This window comes from Lysinibacillus sp. EB271-A1-10B (assembly GCF_058791335.1).
Genome location: NZ_JBYTDL010000016.1, coordinates 89,028 through 115,337 on the forward strand (window position 1 = coordinate 89,028; position 26,310 = coordinate 115,337).

Annotated in this window: 27 protein-coding genes and 1 rRNA gene; 21 read left to right on the plus strand and 7 right to left on the minus strand. The window is 37.9% G+C overall.

The features are described from left to right. Positions 1-374 precede the first annotated feature (374 nt). A complete protein-coding gene (locus tag AC3WSK_RS18560) occupies positions 375-1,166 on the plus strand; it encodes a YwqG family protein (protein WP_492414285.1) in 792 nt (263 codons plus the stop codon). Positions 1,167-1,212: 46 nt separating this feature from the next. On the opposite strand, the gene AC3WSK_RS18565 is transcribed toward AC3WSK_RS18560, so the two are convergent. Then, positions 1,213-1,398, minus strand: a complete 186-nt coding sequence (locus tag AC3WSK_RS18565; RefSeq protein ID WP_049668848.1) for an SE1561 family protein — start codon at positions 1,396-1,398, stop codon at positions 1,213-1,215. 368 nt (positions 1,399-1,766) lie between these two features. On the opposite strand from AC3WSK_RS18565, the gene AC3WSK_RS18570 reads away from it, so the two are divergent. Further along, entirely contained in the window at positions 1,767-2,945 is a 1,179-nt protein-coding gene (locus AC3WSK_RS18570) for an MFS transporter (protein WP_079562719.1), read from the plus strand. 551 nt (positions 2,946-3,496) lie between these two features. On the opposite strand, the gene rlmD is transcribed toward AC3WSK_RS18570, so the two are convergent. Further along, a complete protein-coding gene (rlmD, locus tag AC3WSK_RS18575; RefSeq protein WP_427484252.1) occupies positions 3,497-4,876 on the minus strand; it encodes a 23S rRNA (uracil(1939)-C(5))-methyltransferase RlmD in 1,380 nt (459 codons plus the stop codon). A 44-nt stretch (positions 4,877-4,920) separates the two neighbouring features. Then, positions 4,921-5,739, minus strand: a complete 819-nt coding sequence (locus AC3WSK_RS18580; protein WP_079562720.1) for a polysaccharide deacetylase family protein — start codon at positions 5,737-5,739, stop codon at positions 4,921-4,923. A gap of 139 nt (positions 5,740-5,878) precedes the next feature. Here AC3WSK_RS18580 and AC3WSK_RS18585 point away from each other — a divergent pair, with 139 nt between their 5' ends. Genes AC3WSK_RS18585 through AC3WSK_RS18600 form a run of 4 tightly spaced genes read left to right on the plus strand, consistent with a single transcriptional unit; the run spans position 5,879 to position 7,591 of the window. Continuing rightward, positions 5,879-6,169, plus strand: coding sequence for a hypothetical protein (locus AC3WSK_RS18585; protein ID WP_492414284.1), 291 nt, complete (start codon positions 5,879-5,881; stop codon positions 6,167-6,169). A gap of 22 nt (positions 6,170-6,191) precedes the next feature. Further along, a complete protein-coding gene (gene recX, locus AC3WSK_RS18590; RefSeq protein WP_492414283.1) occupies positions 6,192-6,995 on the plus strand; it encodes a recombination regulator RecX in 804 nt (267 codons plus the stop codon). Then, on the plus strand, positions 6,992-7,321 hold the full coding sequence (locus AC3WSK_RS18595) for a YfhH family protein (protein WP_079562722.1): 330 nt from the start codon (positions 6,992-6,994) through the stop codon (positions 7,319-7,321). Before recX ends, AC3WSK_RS18595 begins: the two co-directional genes overlap by 4 nt. Next, entirely contained in the window at positions 7,322-7,591 is a 270-nt protein-coding gene (locus AC3WSK_RS18600) for a YfhJ family protein (protein ID WP_079562723.1), read from the plus strand. A 39-nt stretch (positions 7,592-7,630) separates the two neighbouring features. Here the strand turns inward: AC3WSK_RS18600 and AC3WSK_RS18605 are convergent, their stop codons facing one another. Further along, on the minus strand, positions 7,631-8,617 hold the full coding sequence (locus AC3WSK_RS18605) for a metal-dependent hydrolase (RefSeq protein ID WP_079562724.1): 987 nt from the start codon (positions 8,615-8,617) through the stop codon (positions 7,631-7,633). A gap of 205 nt (positions 8,618-8,822) precedes the next feature. Here AC3WSK_RS18605 and mutY point away from each other — a divergent pair, with 205 nt between their 5' ends. The 10 genes from mutY (at position 8,823) to nikC (ending at position 19,541) form a co-directional block, all read left to right on the plus strand. Further along, on the plus strand, positions 8,823-9,857 hold the full coding sequence (gene mutY, locus AC3WSK_RS18610) for an A/G-specific adenine glycosylase (RefSeq protein WP_079562725.1): 1,035 nt from the start codon (positions 8,823-8,825) through the stop codon (positions 9,855-9,857). Between the two features lie 82 nt (positions 9,858-9,939). Next, entirely contained in the window at positions 9,940-10,116 is a 177-nt protein-coding gene (locus AC3WSK_RS18615; protein WP_079562726.1) for a gamma-type small acid-soluble spore protein, read from the plus strand. Positions 10,117-10,463: 347 nt separating this feature from the next. After that, entirely contained in the window at positions 10,464-11,012 is a 549-nt protein-coding gene (ntdP, locus tag AC3WSK_RS18620; RefSeq protein ID WP_079562727.1) for a nucleoside tri-diphosphate phosphatase, read from the plus strand. Positions 11,013-11,127: 115 nt separating this feature from the next. After that, entirely contained in the window at positions 11,128-11,352 is a 225-nt protein-coding gene (locus AC3WSK_RS18625; protein ID WP_079562728.1) for a hypothetical protein, read from the plus strand. A gap of 192 nt (positions 11,353-11,544) precedes the next feature. Continuing rightward, the gene (locus AC3WSK_RS18630) at positions 11,545-13,290 is read left to right on the plus strand and encodes an ABC transporter ATP-binding protein (protein WP_079562729.1); all 1,746 of its coding nucleotides are present in this window, start codon (positions 11,545-11,547) and stop codon (positions 13,288-13,290) included. Positions 13,291-13,635: 345 nt separating this feature from the next. After that, positions 13,636-14,649 (plus strand): ABC transporter ATP-binding protein, encoded by a 1,014-nt coding sequence (locus AC3WSK_RS18635; protein ID WP_079564303.1) that lies wholly within the window; start codon positions 13,636-13,638, stop codon positions 14,647-14,649. Continuing rightward, on the plus strand, positions 14,624-15,607 hold the full coding sequence (locus AC3WSK_RS18640) for an ABC transporter ATP-binding protein (RefSeq protein WP_079564305.1): 984 nt from the start codon (positions 14,624-14,626) through the stop codon (positions 15,605-15,607). The genes AC3WSK_RS18635 and AC3WSK_RS18640 overlap by 26 nt, the downstream gene beginning before the upstream one ends. A 202-nt stretch (positions 15,608-15,809) precedes the next feature. Further along, positions 15,810-17,429, plus strand: coding sequence for an ABC transporter substrate-binding protein (locus tag AC3WSK_RS18645; protein ID WP_427484255.1), 1,620 nt, complete (start codon positions 15,810-15,812; stop codon positions 17,427-17,429). 198 nt (positions 17,430-17,627) lie between these two features. Next, complete coding sequence (locus AC3WSK_RS18650; RefSeq protein WP_079564309.1) at positions 17,628-18,632, plus strand: ABC transporter permease; 1,005 nt, start codon at positions 17,628-17,630, stop codon at positions 18,630-18,632. Between the two features lie 15 nt (positions 18,633-18,647). Next, positions 18,648-19,541 carry a nickel transporter permease gene (nikC, locus tag AC3WSK_RS18655; RefSeq protein ID WP_349661103.1) on the plus strand — a complete coding sequence of 298 codons (894 nt, stop codon included), beginning with the start codon at positions 18,648-18,650 and terminating at the stop codon, positions 19,539-19,541. A 54-nt stretch (positions 19,542-19,595) separates the two neighbouring features. Here nikC and AC3WSK_RS18660 read toward each other — a convergent pair whose 3' ends face one another. After that, positions 19,596-20,684: an FUSC family protein gene (locus AC3WSK_RS18660; RefSeq protein ID WP_079564315.1), complete on the minus strand. Its 1,089-nt coding sequence runs from the start codon at positions 20,682-20,684 to the stop codon at positions 19,596-19,598. 285 nt (positions 20,685-20,969) lie between these two features. Next, on the minus strand, positions 20,970-22,256 hold the full coding sequence (locus tag AC3WSK_RS18665; protein WP_492414282.1) for a glutamate-1-semialdehyde 2,1-aminomutase: 1,287 nt from the start codon (positions 22,254-22,256) through the stop codon (positions 20,970-20,972). Positions 22,257-22,387: 131 nt separating this feature from the next. Between AC3WSK_RS18665 and bcp the strand changes: the two genes are divergently transcribed. The 3 genes from bcp (at position 22,388) to perR (ending at position 24,410) form a co-directional block, all read left to right on the plus strand. Then, complete coding sequence (gene bcp / locus AC3WSK_RS18670; RefSeq protein ID WP_427484256.1) at positions 22,388-22,864, plus strand: thioredoxin-dependent thiol peroxidase; 477 nt, start codon at positions 22,388-22,390, stop codon at positions 22,862-22,864. Beyond that, complete coding sequence (locus AC3WSK_RS18675; RefSeq protein ID WP_492414281.1) at positions 22,861-23,805, plus strand: D-2-hydroxyacid dehydrogenase; 945 nt, start codon at positions 22,861-22,863, stop codon at positions 23,803-23,805. Before bcp ends, AC3WSK_RS18675 begins: the two co-directional genes overlap by 4 nt. Before the next feature lie 161 nt (positions 23,806-23,966). After that, positions 23,967-24,410, plus strand: a complete 444-nt coding sequence (gene perR, locus AC3WSK_RS18680; RefSeq protein WP_139377005.1) for a peroxide-responsive transcriptional repressor PerR — start codon at positions 23,967-23,969, stop codon at positions 24,408-24,410. Positions 24,411-24,435: 25 nt separating this feature from the next. Here the strand turns inward: perR and AC3WSK_RS18685 are convergent, their stop codons facing one another. Continuing rightward, positions 24,436-24,786: a YgzB family protein gene (locus AC3WSK_RS18685; RefSeq protein ID WP_079564327.1), complete on the minus strand. Its 351-nt coding sequence runs from the start codon at positions 24,784-24,786 to the stop codon at positions 24,436-24,438. A gap of 209 nt (positions 24,787-24,995) precedes the next feature. Between AC3WSK_RS18685 and AC3WSK_RS18690 the strand changes: the two genes are divergently transcribed. Continuing rightward, the gene (locus tag AC3WSK_RS18690) at positions 24,996-25,889 is read left to right on the plus strand and encodes a nucleotidyltransferase-like protein (protein ID WP_079564329.1); all 894 of its coding nucleotides are present in this window, start codon (positions 24,996-24,998) and stop codon (positions 25,887-25,889) included. A gap of 345 nt (positions 25,890-26,234) precedes the next feature. Further along, positions 26,235-26,310: ribosomal RNA gene (locus AC3WSK_RS18695) — 16S ribosomal RNA — on the plus strand; the annotation flags it as partial.

Sequence of the window (26,310 nt, forward strand, 5' to 3'; positions counted from 1 at the left end):
AATGAAAAAAAGAGTTCAACTCATTGTGGTCGGAATTAAAGGCCTATTCTCAAAAAGAGGAAATATAAATGTGAAATTATGTTAATCAATTTATTGTTAAGGTTGTAATAAGATAATTGCAGCAGGGTAATAAATAATATCTTAAGAGGAATATAGTAGGAATCGAAGTCGTTTTCACGAGAAGCAGATGGATTTAAGAACTGGTAAGATAAAACTTCCGAGAAGCACTTGATTTATGGACTTATTTGATTATACCTACCGCTGAACGGAAGTTTCTTGCCTTATTCATAAGCTATCGATTCATCATAATTAAGATTGTTAAAACAGAACGTTTGTTCTATAATTAATGTGAATTTACTTTAGGAGGTAATAGAATGAAGTTACTTAATTTACCTGAAGCATTTGAACAAAATAGGACTGTAATAGAGGATACGATACAGCCGACTGTATTGATTGAAACGGAAGTACGAAAAACTTCTTTATTTGAAAGTAAGTTTGCTGGCGATCCGTATTTTCCACTGTCAATGGAGTATCCGAAAAGTCCAGAAGGGCAACCATTAAAATTACTAGCTCAAATTAATTTTGCAGATGTTCCGAAGCATTTACCAAACTTCCCTAAAGAGGGAATCTTGCAGTTTTATATTGATGGCTACGATGATGTACTTGGGATGGATTTTGACAATGGTCAAAATCATGAGGGCTTCCGCGTTGTTTTTCACGAACATATTGTTAGTGATGAGTCACAGTTAGTACAAGATTTCTCGTTTGTTGAAGCGAACGAAGAAGAATTATACTTTCCTGTGGAAAAAGAGATGGCATTGTCCTTTGGAACAGGCTATGAACCATTATCAGCAAATGACTTTAGAAGTGAAAAAACATATGCGAAGATCCTTGTTGCTATAGAAGACGATGATCAATTAGTAGACTCATTTTATGAAACATTAGATAGTACAGGTCATAAAATCGGGGGATACCCATTCTTTACTCAAGAAGATCCAAGAGCTTATGGTGACTATACAGATTCAACAATTTTGTTGCTTCAAATTGACAGTGTAGGTGATCATATTCTGTGGGGGGATGTCGGGGTCGGCAACTTTTTCATCACAGAGGATGAACTAAAACGTAAAGATTTTAGTAAAGTTCTATATAATTGGGATTGCTATTAATTTAAATAAAAAGCAAGTGGATGCGTTTCCACTTGCTTTTTATCAGTTATTGTTCACGAGCATTAAATTGCTCCATTTTGTCCTCTAAATCATCCATCATTTGAATTAAACGATCAATATCCTCTAATTCAGTTGTTTCAGGATCGATGGCATCTAAAACTTCTAAAAACATTTCAAGACGCTCTTTTAAGTAATTCATTTGCTGTTTTTTATCAGTGATTGGATTTGACATACGTACACCTCATTTCGTCCCCTCCATCTTAGCTGATTCGGGACTAAATTTCAATGTTTAGGTAAACACCTAGGACTTAGCGATTATTTTAAAAAAAAATAGACGGAATATTTACAATATTGAGGGCGTGTGTTAAATTAATATTAAGAAAAAGCAAAGGAGTTGATTTAAAAAATCTAAAAAGACTCTAACTCGAAAAGGAGGGAGTTTAAACAAGTACTCGGCCAATATAAAAGCCGAAATTCGTGTTTATACAATTAAATGGAGATAAGTGTTAGTTAGGCCTTAGCGTAAAATCACATGTGGTGAGCGCTAAGGCTTTTTGGTATGCTGTTCTTTGGAATAATGATTGGATGTTGGAGGAAAAGATGACGTACTTCTCAGATTACAGCAAAAAAAGATTTGCCGTTCTAGTGTTGATTGTATCTATTTCAGGCTTTTCACAAGGGATGCTTTTACCGTTAATTTCAATTATTTTCGAACGTGATGGGGTATCCTCCGCGTTGAACGGATTGAATGCAACAGGTCTATACATAGGAACTTTATTAATCTCACCATTTATCGAGCAGCCATTACGAAAATGGGGCTATAAACCGATTATATTAATTGGCGGTGCATTTGTGTTTGTTTCACTGCTAATATTTCCTTTATGGAAAAGTGTGACTTTTTGGTTTGTCCTACGCTTACTCATTGGAGTAGGAGACCATGCATTACACTTTGCGACACAAACGTGGATTACAAGCACCACAGATCATAAAAGCTTAGGAAAGGGTATGGCCATTTACGGCCTGTCCTTTAGTACAGGTTTCGCAGTTGGACCTTTAATGGTGAAACTTATACAAGTTGCAGAAGCATTACCGTTTATTGTGTCCTCTGCTATGTGTTTATTTGCATGGGCTTTTGTATTCCTTTTACATAATGAAAAACCAGAGCGTTTAACGGGAGACTTACATGCAAGAGGCTGGCATCGTTATAAAATAGCCATTGCATTTGGATGGATTGCATTTTTAGGGCCATTCACTTATGGATTTTTAGAATCTGCTTTAAATGCTTTGTTCCCGGTCTATGCTTTACGTAAAGATTTTGACGTCAATATGATTCCTATTATGTTATCAGTCTTTACATTTGGCGGAATATTAACGCAGGTGCCGCTTGGTGCAGTAGCGGATAAAATAGGACGACGTTATGTCCTGATGATTGGGTCATTTGGAGGGGCTATTATTTTTGGGATTGCCAGTTTTTTAGAGTATTCTCAAATGGCAGTAGCCGTAGCATTTTTCTTTACAGGTACATTAGTCGGTTCGATGTTTTCATTAGGTATTACTTATATGGCAGACCTAACACCAAAAGAGCTTCTACCAACAGGAAATCTGCTTTGTGGCATTGCCCTTAGTATCGGTAGCTTAACAGGGCCATTTTTAGGCGGCATTTATTTAGAATATGTAAATTATAGCTTCCTTTTATTAGTAGCGATGCTTTTGCTAATTATAGCTATTATTTTGTTAGTATTTGGACGAAATAAAAATAAGCGAATAGTGTCGATGTAATGTCTTTTTGAAATCATCCTTGAAGTGGAAAGAAGAGAGTCAGTCAAATAGTTCGGGTAGAGGAAGTAACAGCTCGAGTAAATTGCTAGCTTGGAAGCTTTTGCGCTATGTATAATTTTGGGCAAAATAAAAGAGCGGGGCTCATCTTCCCGCTCATAAAACAAAAAACGCCCAGCAAATCCGTGCTGTTATGGCGTTCTTTGCGTGACAAGGATGTTCCGTCCAAGTCACATAGGTTTGGCACCTAGAATGATATTATACAGACAAGCAAACATAAAATCAAATAAAATTTGCTGACAAGTAATATTTGGACTTTGATGTCTATCGCTATATAATAGAAGAACTTTAACTTAGATGACTAATCCATGCAGCCAGAGCTGTCCATTACATAGTAAAATAAAATACAAAACGGGCGTCTCTTAATTTTAGGAGACGTTTGTTTTGCTTTTATAAGAACTCATTTTTTAGGGTGCATCGAATTAGTATATAAAATGGACGATTTTAAAACGAAAAGGACGCCTAGCGTATACCTCAAGACGTCCTTCTTCACATTATTTATTTTTCAACACGAGCTTCGCAACGCATTCCACCTGTGCCGTCTGTGCAAACATATCCACTGGCTGGATATACTCTACATCATAAAACTTCGATAATTCATTTAAATCCTTCGCTAATGTTGACGGATTACAAGACGTATAGACAAAGCGCTTCGGTTTTAGCTTCAACACCGTGCGGATAAACTCTGGTGCTAGACCTGTGCGTGGTGGATCCACTGTAATAACATCTGGTGTAAATCCTTCCTTGCGCCATTTTGCTAAAACACTTTCTGCTGTCCCGACTGCGTATTTTGTATGCTTGAAGCCATGGTTACGTGCATTTTTACGTGCATCCTGAATGCTTTCTGGAATAACATCCATCCCACGAACTTCTTTTGCTTTGTCAGCTAGCCATAAACCGATTGTTCCAACACCGCAGTAAGCATCAACAACTGTTTCTCTGCCTGTTAATGCTGCTGCTTTTTTGATTTCATCATAGAGATGAACAGTCTGTGTTGGATTCAGTTGGAAAAAGGCACGAGCTGATAAATCAAAGGCTAATTCACCAAGCTCCTCGTGAATCGTTTCCTTACCGTCGAGGACAATCGTTTCGTCGCCAAAGATTAACGATGTTTTCTCACGATTAATATTTTGAGCGATCGACACGATGCTTGGGTCGGTTTTTTTAATACGTGCAATGAGCTCGGCTAGATGTGGAATTTCCTTACGTGTTGTGACAAGCACGACTTGTGTTTCACCTGTACGAATCCCTGTACGAACAACAATCGTACGCACTAAGCCATCAAGCGTACGACCATCGTAAATAGTAATATTCAGTTTTTGTAAAATTTTACGTGTTGCCACCGTGATTTTTGATGTAATCGGATGTTGCACTAGGCAATCATTGATGTTCAGTAACTTGTTGCTACCTTCTGCAAATAGCCCTGCATAGACACGCTTACCCTCTTTACGTACTTGATATTGACTTTTGTTTCGGTAATTCCATGGATTATCCATCCCTAGAGTTTTACGAACTTCGACTGAATTAGCTAATGGTTTAGCATAACGTTCTAATGCTTGAACGACGATATCACGCTTTTCAATCAGCTGTTTTTCATATGTCATATGTTGAAGCTGACAGCCGCCGCATTCGTTGTAAACTGGGCATGGTGCTTCCTGGCGATGTTTTGAAGCTTTGCGAATCGTTACTATTTCTGCTTCAGCAAAATTTCGCTGTGTTTTAGTCACTTGTGCTGTAATTTCTTCACCAGGAATGGCACCCTTTACAAATACGACATTACGCTTATAAAAGCCTACGCCTTCACCATTAATACCTAGTCTTTTTATTATTAGAGGAAATTTTTGTCCTACTTCCATTATTGTTTGTTGCGTCAAGCTTTCCACGTCCCTGTTCTTTTAATATCATCTCCCCATTATAACTAAGGAGTAGACGATTGCAAAGCGACAGGGAAATCTTCATGTTCTAAAACTAAGTCGTTAAGGGATAAAAATGTATAGCCTTGTTTTTTCGCTTCAGCAATAAACCTAGGAAGAGCTTCAGCGTTATCCTGCGCAACAGTATGCATTAATATTACGGCACCAGGATGAAGCTGTTCCATTAATGCGTTATACGCATAATCTGCGCCACGTCGTACATCCCTTTCCCAATCCTTAAAGGCAACAGACCAGAAAATATGACGATAGCCTTCAGCATTGCCTATTTCTAATAATTTCGCATTAAATGTACCTTCAGGCGGGCGAGCATATGTTGTACGTTCAATACCTGTCAATTCACGTAGTTTATCGTCAAGCTTTTTCCATTCTGTACGCATACCATCGGGAGTTAGTCTCGCCATATTTGGGTGACCATATGAATGGTTGCCGATCATATGGCCATCTTTAACCATGCGTTTCACTAAATCAGGGGCACTTTCTAAATAATGACCAGTTAAAAAGAAGGTAGCTGGTGCGTTTTCTTTCTTCAACGTATCCAAAATGCTTTCCGTAAACCCATTTTCATATCCGTTATCAAAGGTTAAATAAGCAACTTTATTATCAGGCTTTCCTTTATAAATGGCACCATATTTCTCAACTATCTGATCAAGCTGTGCCCCAGCTTCAGCTGGTTCACCGTTTTTCGCTCGTTTAATGCCCCAGTTGTATTCATCAGAGCCGGAGGCCGAAAATGGATTAAAGCTAATTGCCGCGGCAATAATAAAAGTAGCAATTACCGATCCCACTATATGCTGTTTCCACATAAAAACGCATCCTTTCTTTTTTATTAGAATGTGTTATTTTTTTAAAAATTATCCTACTTGATTTCATTAAAAAAGTTCCTTTTAAATAGGGAAATTTAACTTTTTTTAGCGGGAGTCTCCCACTTCTATAGGAAGAGAGGTGAATACTCGCGGAAGAGAAGTGAATACCCGCGGAAGAGAAGCGAATACTCGCGGAAGAGAGGTGAATACCCGCGGAAGAGAAGCGAATACTCGCGGAAGAGAAGCGAATACTCGCGGAAGAGAAGCGAATACTCGCGAAGGAGAAGCGAATACTCGCGGAAGAGAAGTGAATACCCGCGGAAGAGAAGCGAATACTCGCGGAAGAGAGGTGAATTACCCGCGGAAGAGAAGCGAATACCCGCTAACCAAGAAAGTACCTAAAAAGCAATACTCACGAAAAATGTTATAATGGTTATAGTGAGGTGTTACGAATGCGTGTTATTACGAAGATTGCACGTCAAAAAAACAATCCAGAACGTTATAATATATATTTGAACGAAGAATACGCTTTTCCTGTAGATGAGGCAATTCTCATTCAATTTGGGTTAACGAAGGGCAAAGTGCTTGAGGAATTTGATATTCAGGAAATTGCCTATGAGGATGAGATTCGAAAAGCTTTTAATAAAGGGTTAAATTTTTTATCTTATCAAATGCGCAGTGAGCATGAGGTTAAGAAAAAGCTGCTCTCGTTAGAATTTGGGGAAGCGGTTATTTTAGAGGCTATACAAAAGCTTAAATCGTATGGCTTTTTAAATGATGAGACTTACTCCAAGGCGTTGCTCGATACGAAAAAGGCTACGATGAAAAAAGGACCCAAAGCAATTAGGCAAGACCTTATGAAAAAAGGGATTGATAAAAGCTTACAGGATGAGGTATTGGCTACATATAGTCATGGGGAACAGGTAAAGCTTGCGACACAATTGGCTGAAAAGGTCATTCGATCGGAAAAAAAGAAAACGCCAACACAAATAAAAGTTAAAATTCAAGATTTTTTAATGAGAAAAGGTTATTCTTTTAGTGTTGTAGATGAGGTGCTTAGTCAAATAGAGATTGAGCAAGAGGAAGATGAATGGCAACAGCTACTTGATGTGCAAGGGGAAAAAGTTTGGAAAAAGTATTCATCGAAGTATACTGGTTTTGAATTAAAAATGAAAATAAAGCAGGCGCTCTATCAAAAGGGTTTTCCTATAGAAGTTATAGATCGTTTTATAGAAGAGAAGGAGAATGAGGAATGAACGAAAAAAATTATGCTGCGATGTCAGAGCATGAATTACGTGAAGAAATAGCTAGGATAAAGGAAAAAGCACGTAAGGCGGAACAGCTAGGCATCATTAATGAATTCGCAGTATACGAGCGCAAGGCGTTAATGGCTGCAGCTTATTTAGTGGATTTAGATACAATAATTCCTGGAGAAATGTATCGTATTGACGGTTCTGAAAATGAATTTTTCCAAGTGGATTATTTAAAAGGACGTTTCGCATGGGGCCATCGCTTAGGGGGCGAAAAATACCAAGAGGCATTACCTGTTTCAATGCTATCACCTGTAAAGGTGGGCAAATAAATGGATGAAAAAATTGAAAAGCTAACAGCTGAGTTGCTTGCAAAAAATCCAGAAATGTCAGTAGGGCGTGCACGAGTATGGATCGAGCTTTTATGGAGTGATTTTGAATCGACTTCTGCGAAAGCTGGTTACGCTTATCGCGGTACGGAATACACTGAAAATTTGGTGCGTCAATTAATTGCCAGCTATGGCGATAAACTGCATGCATTTGCGGGACGTAATCCCAAGTACGCACATTTACTTGATGCTAGTGATGATATGGTACAATAACAAAACCCTGGCCAAATTATGGCCAGGGTTTACTGATGTTTAATTACTTGCGCCAACTTGTAATTTTTTCTGGAGTTTATCTTCTGTAAAAATCCAGCCTGTGTATGAAGTGATAATTTCATTGTCCTCGTTTAAATGAGCGACAGCTACGAAAGGATAGCGATTATCACTACGGTAACGCAGATCAATTAATCTAACTTCTGTTAAGCCATTATCGAGTTCTGAAATTTCCCAACGATACAATGGTGAGAATGACACGAATGCAGCGAGATTGGGATCTTTCAATGCTATTTCAATAAGAGGCGTTTTCGGTAAAGGTTTTATTTCGAATTTATCGTAAATATTAACAGCTCGCCCATAAGCACGGCCAACATAATAATGCGTTTTAGATTTTGCTGCAATTCGCCAGTGGAAGAACCGCATTGTAGGGGCTACAATAACATACTCTTCATCCTGAATGGTATTATGCACAGCTTTCTTTACAGCCTTTTGGACTGCGAATCGTAAAATGTAGTAAACGATAATAATGAGATACATGATACTAAATGTCCAAACAGGATTAACACCAAATGCCCAAAGCAAAATGCCGATGCAATGTAGGGTGAAAATAATAGGATCAAATGTATTAATGACACCAAGTGCAACCCATCTTCTAGAAAACGGTCGAAGTGCTTGTGTACCATAAGCATTGAAAATATCAACAAAGACGTGAAGTGCTACAGCTAAAAATGTCCAAAGCCATAAATGAAACACATTTGCGTCTTGAATAAGAAGTGCTAAAACCGCTGTAATTAAGATGGGCCAAATAGCTACTGCTGGTAGTGAATGTGTAATTCCACGATGATGTCGAATATAAATTGCGTTGTTGCGCAGTTTTAAAACTGTATCGACATCAGGTGCCTGCGAGCCAATAATTGTACCTGCCATTACTGCGGTAAAGGTCATCGAATGACTTGCTACAACGGGATCAGCTAACGCAAGACCACCGAGGGCTATACCCATAACGAAATGTGTGCCTGAATCCAAAAATATCCACTCCTTGTATGCATCTAAATAGAGTACAATTTGCATACATGTATATTTCAATAATCCGTAATACTTATTAAGACTGTCGTGTTAAATCTTGAAGCTAGAAAATAATGGCGCTTTTTGTCGTTTTATACAGATGGTCTTTTTTTAATTGTATACTCTTTTTACTATAAATAAAATCGTAAAAACACTGGAGGTCACTGTGAATTATCCATATGTAACAGAATTTCGACAATCTTTAGTCGAATGGTTTAATGTTGAGAAACGTGATTTACCTTGGAGGCATACGACGGACCCTTATAAAATCTGGGTATCGGAAGTGATGCTACAGCAAACACGTGTCGACACAGTTATTCCTTATTACAATCGTTTCATGGAAAGTTTTCCAACATTAGAATTACTCGCGGAAGCTCCACAAGAATACTTATTAAAGCATTGGGAAGGCCTCGGCTATTATTCCCGTGCACGTAACTTACAAGCGGGTGTTCGTGAGGTATTAGAAAACTACGGTGGGGTAGTACCCGATAATCGCCATGAGATTTCAAAATTAAAAGGCGTAGGTCCGTATACTGCTGGAGCTATTTTAAGTATTGCCTATAATAAGCCCGAACATGCAGTGGATGGGAATGTTATGCGTGTTTTAAGTCGTGTGCTTACTATTCATGATGATATAGCCGTTCCAAAGACTAAAAAGATATTTGAAGAGGCTGTTGAAGAACTAATTGATCCTAAAAATGCATCGTCCTTCAATCAAGGCTTAATGGAGCTGGGTGCACTTATTTGTACGCCAACTTCACCAAAGTGTTTATTATGTCCAGTTCGGGAATACTGTACTGCTTTTAATGAAGGCGAGCCTGAAAAATTACCTATCAAATCTAAAAAAATAAAGATGAAGCATCTCACATACGATGTGCTTGTATGTCAAGATGACAAAGGGCGAATTTTATTAGAGCAGCGTCCAGCAGAGGGTTTACTAGCTGATCTATGGCAGTTCCCAATGCTAGAGCATGGTAAAGATTCAATAGATACTTTTATTAATGATTATGCTATGAATGTTCAATCGCAACAGGATTTGCTGACATTTAAACATATTTTTTCACATTTAACATGGCATATAAATAGCTATTTTATGAAATGTAATTCAGCAGAAAAGGGCGAATGGCTGACTCGTGAACAAATAGAATTGTTACCAATGTCCGTTCCAATGCTAAAAATTTGGCAGGAAATAAAGGATTAATCTAGAAAATTATTTATATAAAATTTTTAGGCATAAAAGCATTCACCTCGGTACACAATAATGAGCGTGGAGGTGAATGAAAATGAAAAAGCAAAACAACCAGAATTTCCAACCGAATAAAAACATGCAACGTCAAAGTCAAGAATTTGGTTATGAAACAGACGTTAATGAAGTGCAAAAGCAAAATGCTAAAGCAGAGCAGAAAAAAGCTCAAGCTTCAGGTAACTTCAATAAAACTAACCAAGATCTTGGTGAATAACACTTTGTAATTGCATAATTGCATTTACCTCTGAGGAGCTGTCTAAAATCGAAAAGATTAAAAAAGGCAGCTCCTTTTGAATTTTTTTATAGCAAGATAGAAAACGGTTCAGGTGATAAGGAACTGCTCGGGTAGCTGATAAAACCATGCTCCGATACATGAATTTAAACAAAAAATTCCAATTAGGTTAGTGTTATGATAGCTTTAAATTAACGAAATTTAGTACAAATTTAAAAGAGCGCAGGGAAATTTGTGGTTTTCTAACTACACCTTTCGCCTACACATTGCTATAATATACTAGAGACTGCTAGATTTAGGTAGCATAGACGAAAAGGTGGGCTTCAAAGATGGCAATACCGGTAGAAGGAGAAACGATACAAATACATAGTTATAAACACAATGGCCGTATCCACCGTGTTTGGCAAGAAACAACGGTTTTAAAAGGAACAAAAAATATCATTATCGGTGCGAATGAGCGGACACTTGTGACAGAATCCGATGGTCGAACGTGGCTAACGAGAGAGCCTTCTATTTGTTATTTCCATGCGGAGTACTGGTTTAATATCATTTGCATGCTACGTGAAGATGGTGTGTATTATTATTGTAATCTAAGCTCACCATTTGTTTTCGATAATAATGCCATTAAATATATTGACTATGATTTAGATATTAAAGTTTTCCCAGATCTGTCTTATTCACTCTTAGATGAGGATGAATATGAGCTGCATCGTAAGGAAATGTCTTATCCAGATGTCATAGATAAAATTTTAAAGCGCAATGTCGATAAATTAATTAGCTGGATTCAACAAAAAAGAGGACCCTTTGCACCTGATTTTATCGATGCCTGGACAAGTCGATATAAGTTTCAGCTCGATATGCAAGCAGATGATTGTTAGTAGCACCTATTAGTTTTACTAATAGGTGTTTTTTTATCGGAAAAATAAGTAATTCTCTACCAGTGTTTTTGTTATAGTAATATTGTAAAGTATTACAAATATTTGGAGGGAAACTATGAATACAGGTTATATTATAGGTACATTATTTTTTTTGACTGGTAGTTTTATGTTGTTCATGCACAGACTTGTAGCTGAGGCGGTCCGATATTTGGGTCACTTTGTGAATGATTCTATACATATGAATAAGGAATTATACGTACCTTCTTTCGGGTTCATACTAGTAGGTTTAATCTTTATATTACTAGAATTTGTATATAAAAGATTAAAGGAAAAAATGTAAAAAGGAATGTTACATAAGCTGTTTGTAAAATAGTTCGTGACAAAGCTAAATTAACTGTATTTAAAACAAAATATTGCTATAATACGTTTGGGCATTCATTTTGTGGATGTCTGTTTCTTTTTATGTACGAAGTGATACAAGGAGTTCCCCTTGCATTTGCTAAAGGTTTTTTGATAAGGATGTGATAATGAATTGGGTAGTATAAAGCGTTATATGAGATTTGTAAAACCATATACATGGGAAATAATTTTAACGATTTTAATTGGTATAGTGAAATTTGCAATTCCGTTATTTATTCCATTACTCATAAAAATTGTGTTAGATGATATTATTGCTGCAGATCATTTAACGGATGCAGAGAAGACTAAAGAACTGTTTTATTGGTTAGGTGGCACGATCATTGTATTCTTTATTATTCGACCACCGATTGAGTATTACCGTCAATATTTTGCTCAAAATGTCAGTAACAAAGTGCTTTTCGATATTCGAAAACAAATATATGCACATTTACAGCGACTAAGTTTAAGATATTATGCCAATACAAGAGCTGGCGACGTGATTTCAAGAGTGATTAATGATGTGGAACAAACAAAAAACTTTATTATGACAGGCTTGATGAACGTTTGGCTGGACCTTGCGACAATTGTTATTGCAATCGGTATTATGTTTGCTATGGATGTAAAGTTAACGCTAGTAGCATTGATTGCGTTCCCATTCTATGCGTTTAGCGTAAAGTTCTTCTTTGGCAAGCTTCGGTCTTTAACACGTAAACGTTCACAAGCACTAGCTGGAGTGCAAAGCTATTTACATGAACGTGTAGCTGGAATGAGTATTATTAAAAGCTTTACGCTCGAAAAACATGAGCAAAAATTATTCGATGAAGCAAATGGAGAATTTTTAGAGAAAGCGCTGGATCATACGAGATGGAATGCTAAATCGTTTGCAGTGGTGAATACAATCACGGATGTAGCACCACTCCTAGTCATTGCTTATGCAGGCTATCAGGTTATTAATGGATCTCTTTCAATCGGGACGATGGTTGCCTTTATTGCCTATATCGAACGACTTTATGGTCCACTTCGTCGCCTTGTAAGTTCATCAACAATGTTAACACAGTCCATTGCATCAATGGATCGAATGTTTGAATTAATAGATGAACCTTATGAAATAAAAAACAAGGCTAATGCGTTAGAGCTACCTCGGGTAAAAGGTGAAGTTCGTTTTGACAATGTGAACTTTCAATACGAAGAAGAGGGCTCACAAATTTTAAACAATATCAATTTTACAATTAAACCTGGCGAGACAGTTGCGTTTGTAGGAATGAGTGGTGGAGGAAAATCAACGATCATTAGTTTAATTCCTCGTTTTTATGACACAACGAGTGGCACCGTATGTATTGATGACTATAATGTGCGTGACGTATCTCTACATTCTTTACGCTCACAAATTGGAATAGTCCTACAAGATAATATTTTGTTTAGTGATTCCGTAAAAGAAAATATTTTAATGGGTAAGCCAGATGCTTCTGATGAAGAGGTTATTGCTGCGGCAAAAGCAGCCAATGCACATGATTTTATTATGAGCTTACCAGATGGTTATGACACAAAGGTCGGGGAGCGCGGTGTGAAGTTATCAGGTGGACAAAAGCAGCGGGTAGCGATCGCTCGTGTGTTTTTAAAAAATCCTCCTATTTTAATACTGGATGAAGCAACCTCTGCATTGGATTTAGAAAGTGAGGCACTTATTCAAGAATCATTGGATGTACTTGCACATGAACGTACGACAATAATAATTGCTCACCGACTATCTACGATTACACATGCAGATAAAATTATTGTTATAGATCATGGACAATTAATTGAAAGTGGTACGCACGAGCAATTAATGCAAAAAGAGGGCACCTACTTTAGTTTATTCCAGGTGCAACATTTAGATTGATACACCACGTTATAATAGAAAAAATCTATAACATGGGATTAATTTCCGTGACCTATGGTTTTTAGCAAAAATATCATCCCAATATTTTATTAATGAGTCAATAATTTAAAAATAGCCTTCCGTTTAAGTATAAATGGAAGGCTATTTTTTTGTCTTATTTATAAATTAGTATCAATTAATAAGACATTATTAATATGAAACTCGAACGATGTAGAAAATCTATGTTTATTGCAGAACAATTATGATTGAAAGAGCGATGTTTTTTGGTTAGAATTATCTGAAAATAGGGAATTGAGTGATAGTTAGAGTGATTAAGTAAAAATATAGGACGATGGGAGATTGATCATGAGAAAAAAGCTGCTAGAAATAAAAGGCTTAAAGACAACCTTTTTTACAGATGATGGACAAATTCCTGCCGTAGATGATATTGATTTTTCTGTTCATGAGGGAGAAATATTAGGGATAGTAGGGGAATCAGGAAGTGGAAAAAGTGTTACATCCCTGTCCATTATGGGCTTAATACCGTCACCACCTGGAAAAATAACAGGAGGGGAAATAAGGTTAGATGGCAAAAACCTCGTAACATTATCTGATAAACAAATGCAGAAAGTTCGTGGGAAAGATGTGGCGATGATTTTCCAAGAACCTATGACATCCTTGAATCCTTTGTTTACAATTGGGGATCAGCTAAAAGAAGCGATTTTAATCCATAATCCAAAATGGTCGAAAAAAGAAGCCTTCGCAAGGGCAGTTGAAATTATGAAGCTTGTAGGTTTACCTCGTGCTGAGGAATTATTAAAAGATTATCCACATCAGCTATCTGGGGGAATGCGACAACGGGTCATGATTGCGATGGCGCTTGTCTGTGATCCGAAGGTGCTGATTGCTGATGAGCCGACTACCGCGCTAGATGTTACGATTCAAGCTCAAATCTTGCAGCTGATGAAAGATTTAAATAAACGTTTAAATACAGCTGTTTTATTAATTACGCATGATTTAGGCGTTGTGGCAGAAACATGCGAGCGAGTGATTGTGATGTATGCAGGTCAGATCGTAGAGGAGGCGCCTATTCAGGAGATATTCGTTAATCCAAAGCACCCTTATACACAAGGACTTATTAAGTCTGTACCAGATATGCGTTATAAGAAGGACAACCTTTACTCTATACCAGGCAGTGTACCAAAACCCGGAAGTATTCAGGTAGGCTGCCGTTTTGCAGCACGTTGCGAATTTGCGATGGAACGCTGTGTACAAGAAACGCCACCTTTATATGAAGCAGGAGAGCAGCATAAATCAAGATGCTTTTTACTAGAGAAACAGGAGGTGGAGCAACATGTCGAAAACTTTATTGAAAGTTGATGGTTTGAAAAAGTACTTCCCCATTCGGAAGGGGGTCCTTAATAAACAAGTTGGGGACGTAAAGGCAGTAGATGATGTTTCCTTTGAAGTTTTTGAAGGAGAAACATTAGGTATTGTAGGTGAGTCCGGGTGCGGTAAATCAACGACTGGTCGACTTTTAATGCGATTGCTTGAGCCAACTGAGGGCAAAATTGAATTTGCAGGAAAGGTAATTTCTGAATTATCCAATAATGAGATGCGCAAAGCCCGTAGAGATATTCAAATGATTTTCCAAGATCCTTATGCTTCTCTTAATCCTAGACATAATATTGGGAAGATATTGGAGGAGCCCCTTATTGTTCATGGGATGGGCAATGCAAAAGAACGGAAGAAGAAAGTGTTAGAGCTTCTCGAAATTGTTGGGTTAAATGAATATCATGTGAAACGGTATCCACACCAATTTAGTGGTGGTCAAAGACAGCGTATCGGCATTGCCCGTGCGCTGATGACGAATCCGCGCTTGATTATTGCGGACGAGCCTGTCTCAGCTCTCGATGTATCTATACAGGCTCAAGTATTGAATTTATTGCAAAACCTACAAAAGGATTTAAAGCTAACTTATATTTTTATCTCCCATGATTTAGGGGTTGTACGCCATATTAGTAATCGTGTAGGTGTGATGTATTTAGGGAAATTAGTGGAGTTGACAGCAAGTGAAGATTTATATGCTGAGCCACTTCACCCGTATACACAGGCGTTGCTATCCTCGGTACCTGTTCCAGATCCTATGTTTGAACGTGAACAGCTTGTTATTTCTGGAGATATTCCGAGTGCTTCGAATCCACCAAGTGGGTGCACTTTTCATACGAGATGTCCATTTAAAAAAGAAGAGTGTTCTCAAGTAGTTCCGAAAATGCAAGAGGTGAAACCGGGTCATTTTGTTGCTTGTCATCTTTATCCAGCATTAACGGGGCAGTAATTTATCTAAAGCTTAGCGATAGGTACAAGACTCCTTCCTAAAAATTCAATGAAAGTAAAGAAGCTAGGTGGGAGAGTAACCTGCCCGTAAATGCCCGATTGGTGAAAACTAATACAGTGGGGATGAAAAAACACTTATTAAACTTTCACTTTACGATGCAATCCAACATTCAATGATATAAAAAAACTTAGGGGGAAATTGAATGAAGAAAAAAAAGCTTTGGACTTTGGGTGTAATGCTTATCCTTGTTCTCTCGACAATCTTAGCTGCTTGTGGCGGTTCAGATTCTAAGGATACGGGTAGTAAAGATACATCAAGTGGTGGTGACTCAACTAGCAGTAGTGGACCAAAAACATTAGTATATGGTCGTGGTGGCGATTCTACTGCTCTCGATCCAGCGACAGTAACAGAAGGTGAATCGTTTAAAGTTACCGTAAATATCTATGAGACTCTAATTAACTTTGGAGAGAACGATGTAACGTTGCACCCAGGGCTAGCAAAATCTTGGGAATCTTCAGAAGATGGGTTAACGTATACTATGCAACTTGAAGAAGGGGTTAAGTTCCATGACGGTACTGACTTTAATGCTGAAGCAGTCGTGAAAAATTTTGAGCGCTGGAAAGCTGGTGGTGCTGATAAATTCCCATACTACGCTTCTCAATTCACGGTAAATGAAAAGTCAGTAATTGAGTCGATCACTGCTGATGGGGATTATAAAGTTATATTTAAACTAGCTCAGCCACAAGCACCATTCTTGAAAAACTTAGCGATGTCACCATTTGCTATTGCCTCACCAACAGCATTTGAAAAGAATGATGAGGCACTTAAAGATCATCCAGTAGGTACAGGTCCATTTAAATTTGTAGAGTGGAAACGAAATGATTCTATCACTATTGAGAAAAACCCTGATTACCGTATTGCAGATTTGCCGAAATTAGATAAAGTTATTTTCCGTTCTATTCCAGATAACTCCGCACGATTCAATGCATTAACTAACGCTGAGGTTGATGTAGTTGATGGCTTAAGTCCATCTGATAAAGCTTCAATCGAATCAAATGCAGATTTACAATTAATCGAACGTCCTTCTATGAATGTTGGTTATCTTGGATTAACAGTAACTCGTCCACCGTTCGATAATGTAAAGGTTCGTCAAGCAGTAAATCATGCAATCGATAAGCAAGCATTAGTAGATGCATTTTATGAAGGCTTAGGCGAGACAGCAAAAAATCCGATGCCTTCAATAATTGCAGGCTACAACGATGAGGTTGAAGGCTATGACTATGATCCAGAAAAAGCAAAAGCATTATTAGCTGAAGCTGGCTATGATGGTAAAGAAATCGAGCTATGGGCAATGCCTGTACCACGTCCGTACATGCCTGACGGTCAAAAAATTGCAGAAGCCATTCAGAAGAATTTAGCAGATGTTGGTATGAAATCTAAGATTGTAACGTTTGAATGGGCTACGTATTTAGAAAAGGCGGAAAATGGAGAGGCAGATGCGTTCTTACTTGGTTGGACAGGTGATAACGGGGATGCAGATAACTTCCTTTACACTTTATTAGACGGAGATAATATCCATTCTAACAACTATACATTCTATGACAACAAAGAAGTGCACGAATTATTTGTTGCAGCACAAACTGAAATGGATGAGGACAAGCGTAATGACCTTTACAAGCAAGCACAAGTGATTATCTCTAAAGATGCACCATGGGTTCCGCTTGCTCACTCTACGCCAATTTTAGCTGCTAATACTAAAGTTACAAACTATGTTGCACATCCGACAGGTTCTGACCGTTTAGATACAGTAGATGTGAAGTAGGTTTAAACGGCTATCCCAACAGGTTTTAATTTAAGAAGAGAAGAAATTTTAAAGAATCTGCTTGCTTTCTGCGGGTAAGCCGTAGAAATCTAGCGGATTCTTTTGTTGGTGAAAGCTGACCCTTTCTACAGTATGTGTAAAGACCTCAATGCTTTTAGTGCAAAAGTATATTATGAAAATAACAGAGGGGTGAAAAAAATGGTTCACTATATGGGGAAACGATTATCCCAACTAATCCCAGTTTTGCTTGGAATGACTTTCATCGTCTTCATGTTAATTCGTGCAATTCCTGGTAATCCAGCACAAGTAATTTTAGGGCAGCAGGCAACGAAAGAAGCGGTCGAAGCGTTAAACGCAAGTTTAGGATTAAATAAGCCGTGGTATACACAATATTTTAGTTATTTAGGTGGCATTTTTCAGGGGGATTTAGGAGTATCATTACGTACTAAATTACCCGTATCAGAGGAAATTTTCCCGTATTTAGCGGCAACAGCTGAGCTAGCGCTGTTTGCCATGATTATTGCAGTGATTATTGGCGTAAATGCAGGCATTATTTCTGCATGGTTCCAAAATTCTTGGTTCGATTATGTGGCAATGGTAGTTGCTTTAGTCGGGGTGTCTGTACCGGTTTTCTGGCTCGGTTTAATGGAACAATGGGCTTTCAGTAATCAGCTTGGCTGGTTCCCGACATCCGGGCGAGAAGATGTGCGAGACCCAATAACCGCCATTACTCATTTTTATTTACTAGATACGCTCATCCAAGGCCGCTTTGATCAATTTACCGAGGTAGTAAAACGATTAGTATTACCGGGCATGGCTCTTGCGACAATTCCAATGGCGATTATTGCAAGAATGACTAGGTCTTCTATGCTTGAAGTAATGCGTTCTGACTATGTACGCACCGCTAGAGCAAAAGGGCAAAAAATGTTTATTGTTGTTTATAAGCATGCATTGAAAAATGCAGTTATCCCAGTGTTAACTGTCATAGGGTTGCAAACAGGATTGCTACTAGGTGGTGCTATTTTAACAGAGACAATTTTCAGCTGGCCTGGAATTGGTCGTTATATATATGATGCCATTGGCTTCCGAGACTACCCTGTTATTCAATCAGGTATTTTAGTAATTGCTTTTATTTTTATCGTGATTAACTTAATTGTGGATTTACTGTATACAGTGATTGATCCGCGGATTAAATACAAATAGAGGGGAGAAGCACTAATGACTGGAGCCATGGATGTAAAAACAGAAGCAGCACCAAGACGTGAACGAGCGGCAGGTCCTTGGAGAGAAGGCTGGCGTAGCTTTAAAAAGAGTAAAATCTCCCTGGTAGGTGCAGGTATTGTACTATTTTTTATTTTTCTTGCTATATTTGGTCCACAGATTGCTCCTGAAGGAATGAATGAACAAAACCTTTCGATGCGTTTATTAGCACCATCAAGTGAGCATTGGTTTGGAACGGATGACTTCGGACGGGATATTTTCTCTAGAGTTATTCATGGAGCTCAAATTTCTTTGAAAGTAGGCTTTTTATCGGTTATTCTTTCTGTTATTGTAGGTAGTTTCCTTGGCATTATTGCGGGGTATTATGGAAGATGGGTTGATACGATAATCTCGCGAATTTTCGATATTTTGTTAGCATTTCCTAGTATTTTACTAGCGATTGCGGTAGTAGCAGTACTTGGACCATCATTACAAAATGCACTGATTGCCATTGCCATTATTAACGTACCGAATTTTGGGCGCTTAATTCGTTCGAAAGTATTGAGTGTTAAAGAAGAGGAGTATATCGTAGCAGCAAAGGCGATTGGAATGCGTGACTCGCGAATTTTGTTTTCGCATATTTTGCCAAACTCGATGACACCAATCATCGTACAAGGAACACTAGCGATAGCGACAGCGATTATTGAAGCGGCAGCACTAGGCTTCCTTGGATTAGGAGCTCAAGCACCCGCACCAGAATGGGGGAAAATGCTGGCGGATGCCCGCGTATATTTATTAAAGGCTCCGTGGACGATGATTTTCCCAGGCTTAGCTATTATGTTAACGGTTCTCGGGTTTAATCTAATGGGTGACGGCCTCCGTGATGCACTTGATCCGAAAATGAAAAGCTAATAAAAAAGGGCGAAGAGATGGACATCATGCCAACTCTTCGCTCTCTTTAAATTGTTAAACAAATTCCTCTTCAAATTCCACATTGATTTCATGGCCGTGATGAGTTTGATACGACACAATGAGCGTATCCAAATGCTCTAGGTTTTCTTCGTAATCTAAAATACGCGATAAAATATAAAGCAAGTGATAGCTCGAAAATTCTGTATCGCCTTCCTCATGCGCATAACTGATCTGCTTGATGAATATTTCCATTAACTCGTTACGCTGAACATAATCGATGTTTTTACTCCACTCCGAATGTTCGGGCTTTAACTTCCCTGTGTATTTTAACAGTAGCTGCTCATGGTAAGTTAGCAGAAAATCAAGCCGCTCTTGAATCATTAAATGAAATTGTGTCGGAAGCTGGGCCAATTCGTTTTCATGATTATGAAGACGATGAAGAAGCTCTAAACTTTTCTTTGACGTTGTGATCATTTGACGATACACAACTAATTTACGTGCTTTTACAAATTTTTTATTTTTAAAGTAATTACGCTCTTCCTTATAAAAATCATACAGTGTATCAACGCGTTGCATACGCGACTTAAATTTGCTTAATGCTTCTTTAGTAGAAGTATGCTCAGATGCTTGACGAACAGCAAGTCGCGTCCATCGAATAATATCATCCTGTAAAAAGTAAATCTTACGGAATAGCTTTACTTCATACTTTGGCGGTAGGAAGAACAGGTTGACAACAAATGCTGCTAACACCCCAACTAATATGGTAAGAAAGCGAATAAGACCAAATGTAAGAAAGTCATCTCCTTGAATCTCCATAATAGCTACAACAGTAACAAGTGCTAGAGACAACGATTTTTCAAGTTTAAATTTCAACATAATACCGATAGCAACAATGACTGCAATGCCGATTGCTACTACATGGTGACTAAAAAGTAAGCCAAAAATGACCGCGATGGTAGCTCCTATAATATTGGCTTGTATTTGCTCCACAATTGTTTGATAGGAGCGATAAATAGATGGCTGAATCGCAAAGATTGCTGCAATTCCTGCAAAAACAGGTGAAGGAAGCTCTAGCAACTCAGCAATAAATAGTGCAAACACGATGGCAACACCAGTTTTAAATACACGGGCACCTAATTTCATAGAAAATGGATGTCCTTTCTGTCTAAAATTTTTAACTTCAAGTCTCCCGATGCAGACTTAGTTACTATTCAGCAGGTGTTCAAACATCCGCTGAAATAGAGGGACTCAGGCTGCATAAATAATGCTTCTTTACATTATAGAAGGAAGTGCTCATAAAATACATAGATTTGTATGTCATTTAAAGAAAAAGACGACTCGCATGGGAGTCGTCTTTAAAAGTTAGATAATCTAGATGCTATTATAAATTGCGTTTCTCACTAGGCGTTTAGCCTTTACAATTACAAATTACAATTGTGAAAATGAAAGATCTACTGCTTTGATTGTTCCAAGAATATCAGCTTCTGTATGCTCTGTTGTTAAGAACCATGCTTCATATTTTGATGGTGCTAAATTAATGCCTTGTTCAAGCATTAATTTAAAGAAGCGTCCAAAGATTTCACCATTTGAGTTTTCAGCCTGCTCATAGTTTTCTACTTTCACATCTGTAAAGTAAATAGTAAGAGCACCTTTAAGGCGATTAACAGTAATTGTTACATCGTGTTTTTTTGCTGCAGCTAGGATACCTTCCTCTAAAATAGCTCCAAGACGATCCATTTCATCATAAATACCTGGAGTTTGTAATACTTCTAGGCAGGCAATACCAGCTTGCATAGAGGCGGGGTTTCCTGCCATTGTACCCGCTTGATAGGCTGGTCCAAGTGGAGCAACTGTATCCATAATTTCTTTGCGGCCGCCGTATGCACCGATTGGTAAACCACCACCGATTACTTTGCCTAGTGCTGTTAGGTCAGGTGTTAAACCTAACAAGTTTTGGGCACCGCCGTAGTGGAAGCGGAAAGCAGTAATAACTTCATCGTAAATAGTTAATGCATCTTTTTCCTTCGCTGTAGCATGCACTAATTCTAGGAAGCCAGGGTTAGGCTCTACAATACCGAAGTTCCCAACAATAGGCTCTATTAAAATGGCAGCGATTTGATCGCCCCATTTATCCATCGCTTCTGTAAATGCTTCAGGGTTGTTGAATGGTACTGTGATTACTTCTTCGGCTGTTGAAGTTGTAACACCCGCTGAGTCTGGAGTACCTAATGTCGCAGGACCAGAACCAGCAGCCACTAATACTAAGTCAAAGTGACCATGGTAGCATCCAGCAAATTTCATAACTTTTGTACGGCCAGTATAAGCACGTGCTACACGAATTGTTGTCATGACAGCTTCTGTACCAGAGTTATTAAAGCGTACTTTATCCATAGATGGCATTGCTTCTTTAAGCATCTTAGCAAAAGTAACCTCGTATTCAGTTGGAGTCCCAAATAAAGTGCCATTTTCAGCAGCGTGTGTAATAGCCTTTGCGATATGTGGGTGACCGTGACCAGTAACGATTGGACCGTAAGCTGCTAGATAGTCGATATAACGGTTACCATCGACATCCCAAAAATAAGCACCTTTCCCACGAGTCATAGCAACAGGTGAACCTCCACCGACTGCTTTATAAGAACGAGAAGGGCTATTTACACCACCAACGATATGCTGTAGCGCTTCTGCGTGTACTGCTTCAGATTTTGTGTGATTCATATATATTGCCTCCTAAATCTTTATACTTCATCTATTGTAGACCTATCAGTGCAAGAAATCCAAAGAAATTAAGGGATATGATTTGTTTTGCTATTTAGAGTAAAATAAAGCGTACAGAGGAGGAGATTGATATGGCTTTAATAGAAGGTAAAAAAGCACCGGATTTTTCCCTTATGAATGAAAAAGAAGAAGTAGTAAAGTTAGCGGATTTTAAAGGACGAAACGTTATTTTATATTTTTATCCTAAAGATATGACACCAGGCTGTACTACGGAGGCTTGTGACTTCCGTGATAAGCATGAGGATTTTAGTAAATTAAATGCAGTTGTGCTTGGTATTAGCCCTGACGAAGCTAAAAGGCATATTAAATTTATAGATAAACATGGATTACCATTCTCACTATTAGTGGATGAGGATCATGCCGTGGCAGAGGCCTATGGAGTTTGGGTGCTGAAGAAGATGTATGGACGTGAATATATGGGGATTGAACGTTCAACATTTTTAATTGATACCGAAGGAAATTTGATAAAGGCTTGGCGTAAAGTACGTGTGAAAAATCATATTGAAGAAGTATATACATATTTAGCAGAATGGGAGGCGAAGCAATGAGAATTTATTTTACGTTTGAACCAAGACCAGATTTACGTGAACCACTAATAGCAGAATTTCCACAAGTGGATTTTGTTTTTGAAAATGGTTTATCAAAAAATGAGCTACAAGAAGCAGATGTGCTTGTGACATATGGTGAAGATTTAAATGATGAAAATATTCAGTATGCGACAAAGGTTAAATGGATTTTTGTAGCCTCAGCAGGGATCGAAAAAATGCCAGCTCAAGCCATTATTGACCGAGAAATAGTAGTTTCGAATGTGCGTGGCATTCATAAAACGCCAATGGCAGAGTCAATGCTTGCTCATATTTTAGCGATTAAGCGTGCACTACCATGGGTGTATGAACAGCAGAAGAAAAGCGAGTGGTCAAAAAAAGCGAAACAAACCGAGTTGCGAGATAGCACAGCACTTATTTTGGGACCTGGAGCTATTGGCTCGGAAGTAGGTCGCTTATTGCAAGCTTTTGGTGTTGCAACAATTGGCTGTAACCGTTCAGGGAACGAAGCGGCATATATGAATGAATTGGTGAGTTTTGAGCAATTAGCCGAAGCTTTACCTAAGGCTGATATTGTCATTTCAGTTTTACCTAAAACAGAAGAGACGACACATTTATTGAAAGCAGACCATTTTAAAGCGATGAAAAATGACGCCATTTTTATGAATTTTGGTCGTGGGAATTTAGTAGAAGAGACTGTTATGATGCATGCCATTCAAACAGGTGAAATTGGTTACGCTGTTTTAGATGTATTTGAACAAGAGCCTTTAGCTGCGGATCATCCAATATGGACTTTGCCGAATGTCATTGTGTCTCCGCATATTTCAAGTCACTCTTCTCGCTATGTTGAACGTAGCTTAGAGATTTTTAAGCCGAATTTAGAGAAGTGGTTACGTGGTGAAACAGATGTAGAAAATAGGCTAGATTTATCAAGAGGTTATTGAAGCGGCGGTCCTAAATCAATTATACCTCGGCATAATTCCGTGACACCCGTTGACTGAAGTTAAAGTGAAATGTGTATGAATGTTGACAGAAGTAAGTTAAATTGGATACACTAATTATAACTATTATCAATTAATAATCTTTATGGAAGAGGTGCATGACGATGTCTGAAATGCATTTACAGGATGCACTTGACACGTTGAAAACAACTGGTGTTCGTATTACTCCTCAGCGTCATGCTATTTTGGAATATTTAATTCAAACAATGGCACATCCAACTGCCGATGAAATTTATAAAGCACTTGAAGGGAAATTCCCGAATATGAGTGTAGCGACTGTCTATAATAACCTTCGCGTATTTCGTGAAGTTGGTCTAGTAAAAGAGCTAACTTTCGGTGATGCTTCAAGCCGCTTTGATTTCGTTACAAACGATCATTATCATATGATTTGTGAATGCTGTGGAAAAATAGTCGACTTCCATTATCCTGGTCTCGACGAAATTGAACATTTTGCATCACAGGTAACAGGCTTTGATGTGCATGCGCATCGTTTAGAAATTTACGGCACTTGTCCATCGTGTAAAGATGTATCTGCAAAAGTACAATAAAAAATTCCTAGCTCTTCTATGAGGGCTAGGAATTTTTTGTCTTATTATAAGATTGATCGAACTCTTTTCCTTCTAGAGTTGGATCCAGAGTTAATGGTTCATTGCAGTACATACACATATCTACACGGCCTAATACTTTTGTATGCTTATGGCAATTAGGGCATTCGACTTGAACAGCTTTTGTTGAGAGCAGTCCAATCCATGCATAAACAACTGTACTACCAATAATACAAAGTACACCAAGGGTCATGAAAATTAAGACTAGAATAGGATAGTTTTTAAAGAAAATTCCCCCATACATAACTACAAAGCCGATAAAAATAAGTGCTAATGCGAATGAACGGATTTTATTAATTTTACTTTTGTAAGGTTTCATTTATCATCTTGCCTCCCAACCTAAAATCTACTATAACATATAAGAACAAAGTATTTTAGCTTTGAAAACGTGGAAAGAAGGATTACTTTTAGAGTATGTCGAAATTTTAACGAAATCAATTTCGCCTTGGCGTAATTGAGCACGGTGTAAATCCGTGACATCCACTGAATGAAGATAAAAGGTTACAAACAAATAGAGGGGGACTGAACATGGAACAAGTTTTGCGTCCAATATATCAAGAACGTGCAAGTCAGTCGAATACACTAGGCGTTATTTTAGTGGAAAAACGAGAGGAACAAAGTAATGTTACAGATACATTTGATACAATCTTACTTATTATCGTAAAAGAAGCAGAACAGCCAGTCTTTACGAAACATTACCTATATGAAGGAAATAAAGTAGCTTTACATACGGTTACCGAGAAAATAATACGAAAATGGTTGCTTATTGGCTCGAATAAAAAAGTGGTCGATTGGATTTTCTTTGGAAGAGTATTATTTGATCGTAATGAATTTCTTCATAAATTAAAAATTGAATTACAGGAGTTTCCGTTTAGTGGTCGTAAAATCAAAACAGGCATTCAATTTTCAAAATTAATTCGTCGCTACTTAGAAGGAAAAGAATACTTTGATAAAGGTAGCTATCTTGATGCTTATAATCATGTAGTAGATTCGTTACATCACTTAGGCCGTTTATCCATTATTGATAGTGGACTTTATCCTGAAGTAACTGTTTGGGCACAGGTGAAAAAAATAGAACCAGCGATTTATAAATTGTACGAGGAGCTCGTTACAAGTACTGAGCCAATAGAGAAACGATTAGAGCTATTGTTTTTAGCGAGTGAGTTTTTAATACATTCACGTACTCGAGACGGCGCCCAACATATTTTAGAAGTCATGCAAACAAAGGATACTTGGACTATTCAGGAATTGCATGATCATGGTGAGCTCATGAATTACTCAGTAGATTTAGAAGTATTTGTAGAATATCTAGTGGACAAAGGTTATATTCAAATTGAACCGATCGTTGCGAAAAGTGAAATGATATTCCACCGTCATTATAAGGTAAATAAAGAAGCTCTAGAAATGGAGCAAGGACTGTAGTATGCTAGTTATCGAGGTATGAAAAATACCTCGATATTTTTTATAAAAAAGTTATTGACTTTTAATTAATTGATATTGTATTATATTAATTGTCGCTAAGACATAATAAAAAACTCAACGAACGGAAAAAAACTTTTTAAAAAAGTTGTTGACATGAATTGAGTTAAATGTTAATATAAAGAAGTCGCTGAAAAAAACAACGACAACGAAATGAACCTTGAAAACTGAACAAGCAAAACGTAATCAATAAAGTTTTTAGTAACTAACCTTGAGTTAGTGAACGAAACAAAATTTTGGACATCAAACATGATGCCAGCAAAACAATTTGAGCTTATCAAATTTCTTTTTATGGAGAGTTTGATCCTGGCTCAGGACGAACGCTGGCGGCGTGCCTAATACATGCAAGTCGAGCGAACAGAGA

Excerpts from the sequence above, each read along its gene's own strand:
- AC3WSK_RS18560 (WP_492414285.1), top strand. The coding sequence starts at position 375 with ATGAAGTTACTTAATTTACCTGAAGCATTTGAACAAAATAGGACTGTA.
- AC3WSK_RS18565 (WP_049668848.1), bottom strand. The coding sequence starts at position 1,398 with ATGTCAAATCCAATCACTGATAAAAAACAGCAAATGAATTACTTAAAA.
- AC3WSK_RS18570 (WP_079562719.1), top strand. The coding sequence starts at position 1,767 with ATGACGTACTTCTCAGATTACAGCAAAAAAAGATTTGCCGTTCTAGTG.
- AC3WSK_RS18580 (WP_079562720.1), bottom strand. The coding sequence starts at position 5,739 with ATGTGGAAACAGCATATAGTGGGATCGGTAATTGCTACTTTTATTATT.
- recX (WP_492414283.1), top strand. The coding sequence starts at position 6,192 with ATGCGTGTTATTACGAAGATTGCACGTCAAAAAAACAATCCAGAACGT.
- AC3WSK_RS18595 (WP_079562722.1), top strand. The coding sequence starts at position 6,992 with ATGAACGAAAAAAATTATGCTGCGATGTCAGAGCATGAATTACGTGAA.
- AC3WSK_RS18600 (WP_079562723.1), top strand. The coding sequence starts at position 7,322 with ATGGATGAAAAAATTGAAAAGCTAACAGCTGAGTTGCTTGCAAAAAAT.
- AC3WSK_RS18615 (WP_079562726.1), top strand. The coding sequence starts at position 9,940 with ATGAAAAAGCAAAACAACCAGAATTTCCAACCGAATAAAAACATGCAA.
- ntdP (WP_079562727.1), top strand. The coding sequence starts at position 10,464 with ATGGCAATACCGGTAGAAGGAGAAACGATACAAATACATAGTTATAAA.
- AC3WSK_RS18625 (WP_079562728.1), top strand. The coding sequence starts at position 11,128 with ATGAATACAGGTTATATTATAGGTACATTATTTTTTTTGACTGGTAGT.
- AC3WSK_RS18635 (WP_079564303.1), top strand. The coding sequence starts at position 13,636 with ATGAGAAAAAAGCTGCTAGAAATAAAAGGCTTAAAGACAACCTTTTTT.
- AC3WSK_RS18640 (WP_079564305.1), top strand. The coding sequence starts at position 14,624 with ATGTCGAAAACTTTATTGAAAGTTGATGGTTTGAAAAAGTACTTCCCC.
- AC3WSK_RS18645 (WP_427484255.1), top strand. The coding sequence starts at position 15,810 with ATGAAGAAAAAAAAGCTTTGGACTTTGGGTGTAATGCTTATCCTTGTT.
- AC3WSK_RS18650 (WP_079564309.1), top strand. The coding sequence starts at position 17,628 with ATGGTTCACTATATGGGGAAACGATTATCCCAACTAATCCCAGTTTTG.
- nikC (WP_349661103.1), top strand. The coding sequence starts at position 18,648 with ATGACTGGAGCCATGGATGTAAAAACAGAAGCAGCACCAAGACGTGAA.
- AC3WSK_RS18660 (WP_079564315.1), bottom strand. The coding sequence starts at position 20,684 with ATGAAATTAGGTGCCCGTGTATTTAAAACTGGTGTTGCCATCGTGTTT.
- AC3WSK_RS18665 (WP_492414282.1), bottom strand. The coding sequence starts at position 22,256 with ATGAATCACACAAAATCTGAAGCAGTACACGCAGAAGCGCTACAGCAT.
- bcp (WP_427484256.1), top strand. The coding sequence starts at position 22,388 with ATGGCTTTAATAGAAGGTAAAAAAGCACCGGATTTTTCCCTTATGAAT.
- AC3WSK_RS18675 (WP_492414281.1), top strand. The coding sequence starts at position 22,861 with ATGAGAATTTATTTTACGTTTGAACCAAGACCAGATTTACGTGAACCA.
- perR (WP_139377005.1), top strand. The coding sequence starts at position 23,967 with ATGTCTGAAATGCATTTACAGGATGCACTTGACACGTTGAAAACAACT.
- AC3WSK_RS18685 (WP_079564327.1), bottom strand. The coding sequence starts at position 24,786 with ATGAAACCTTACAAAAGTAAAATTAATAAAATCCGTTCATTCGCATTA.
- AC3WSK_RS18690 (WP_079564329.1), top strand. The coding sequence starts at position 24,996 with ATGGAACAAGTTTTGCGTCCAATATATCAAGAACGTGCAAGTCAGTCG.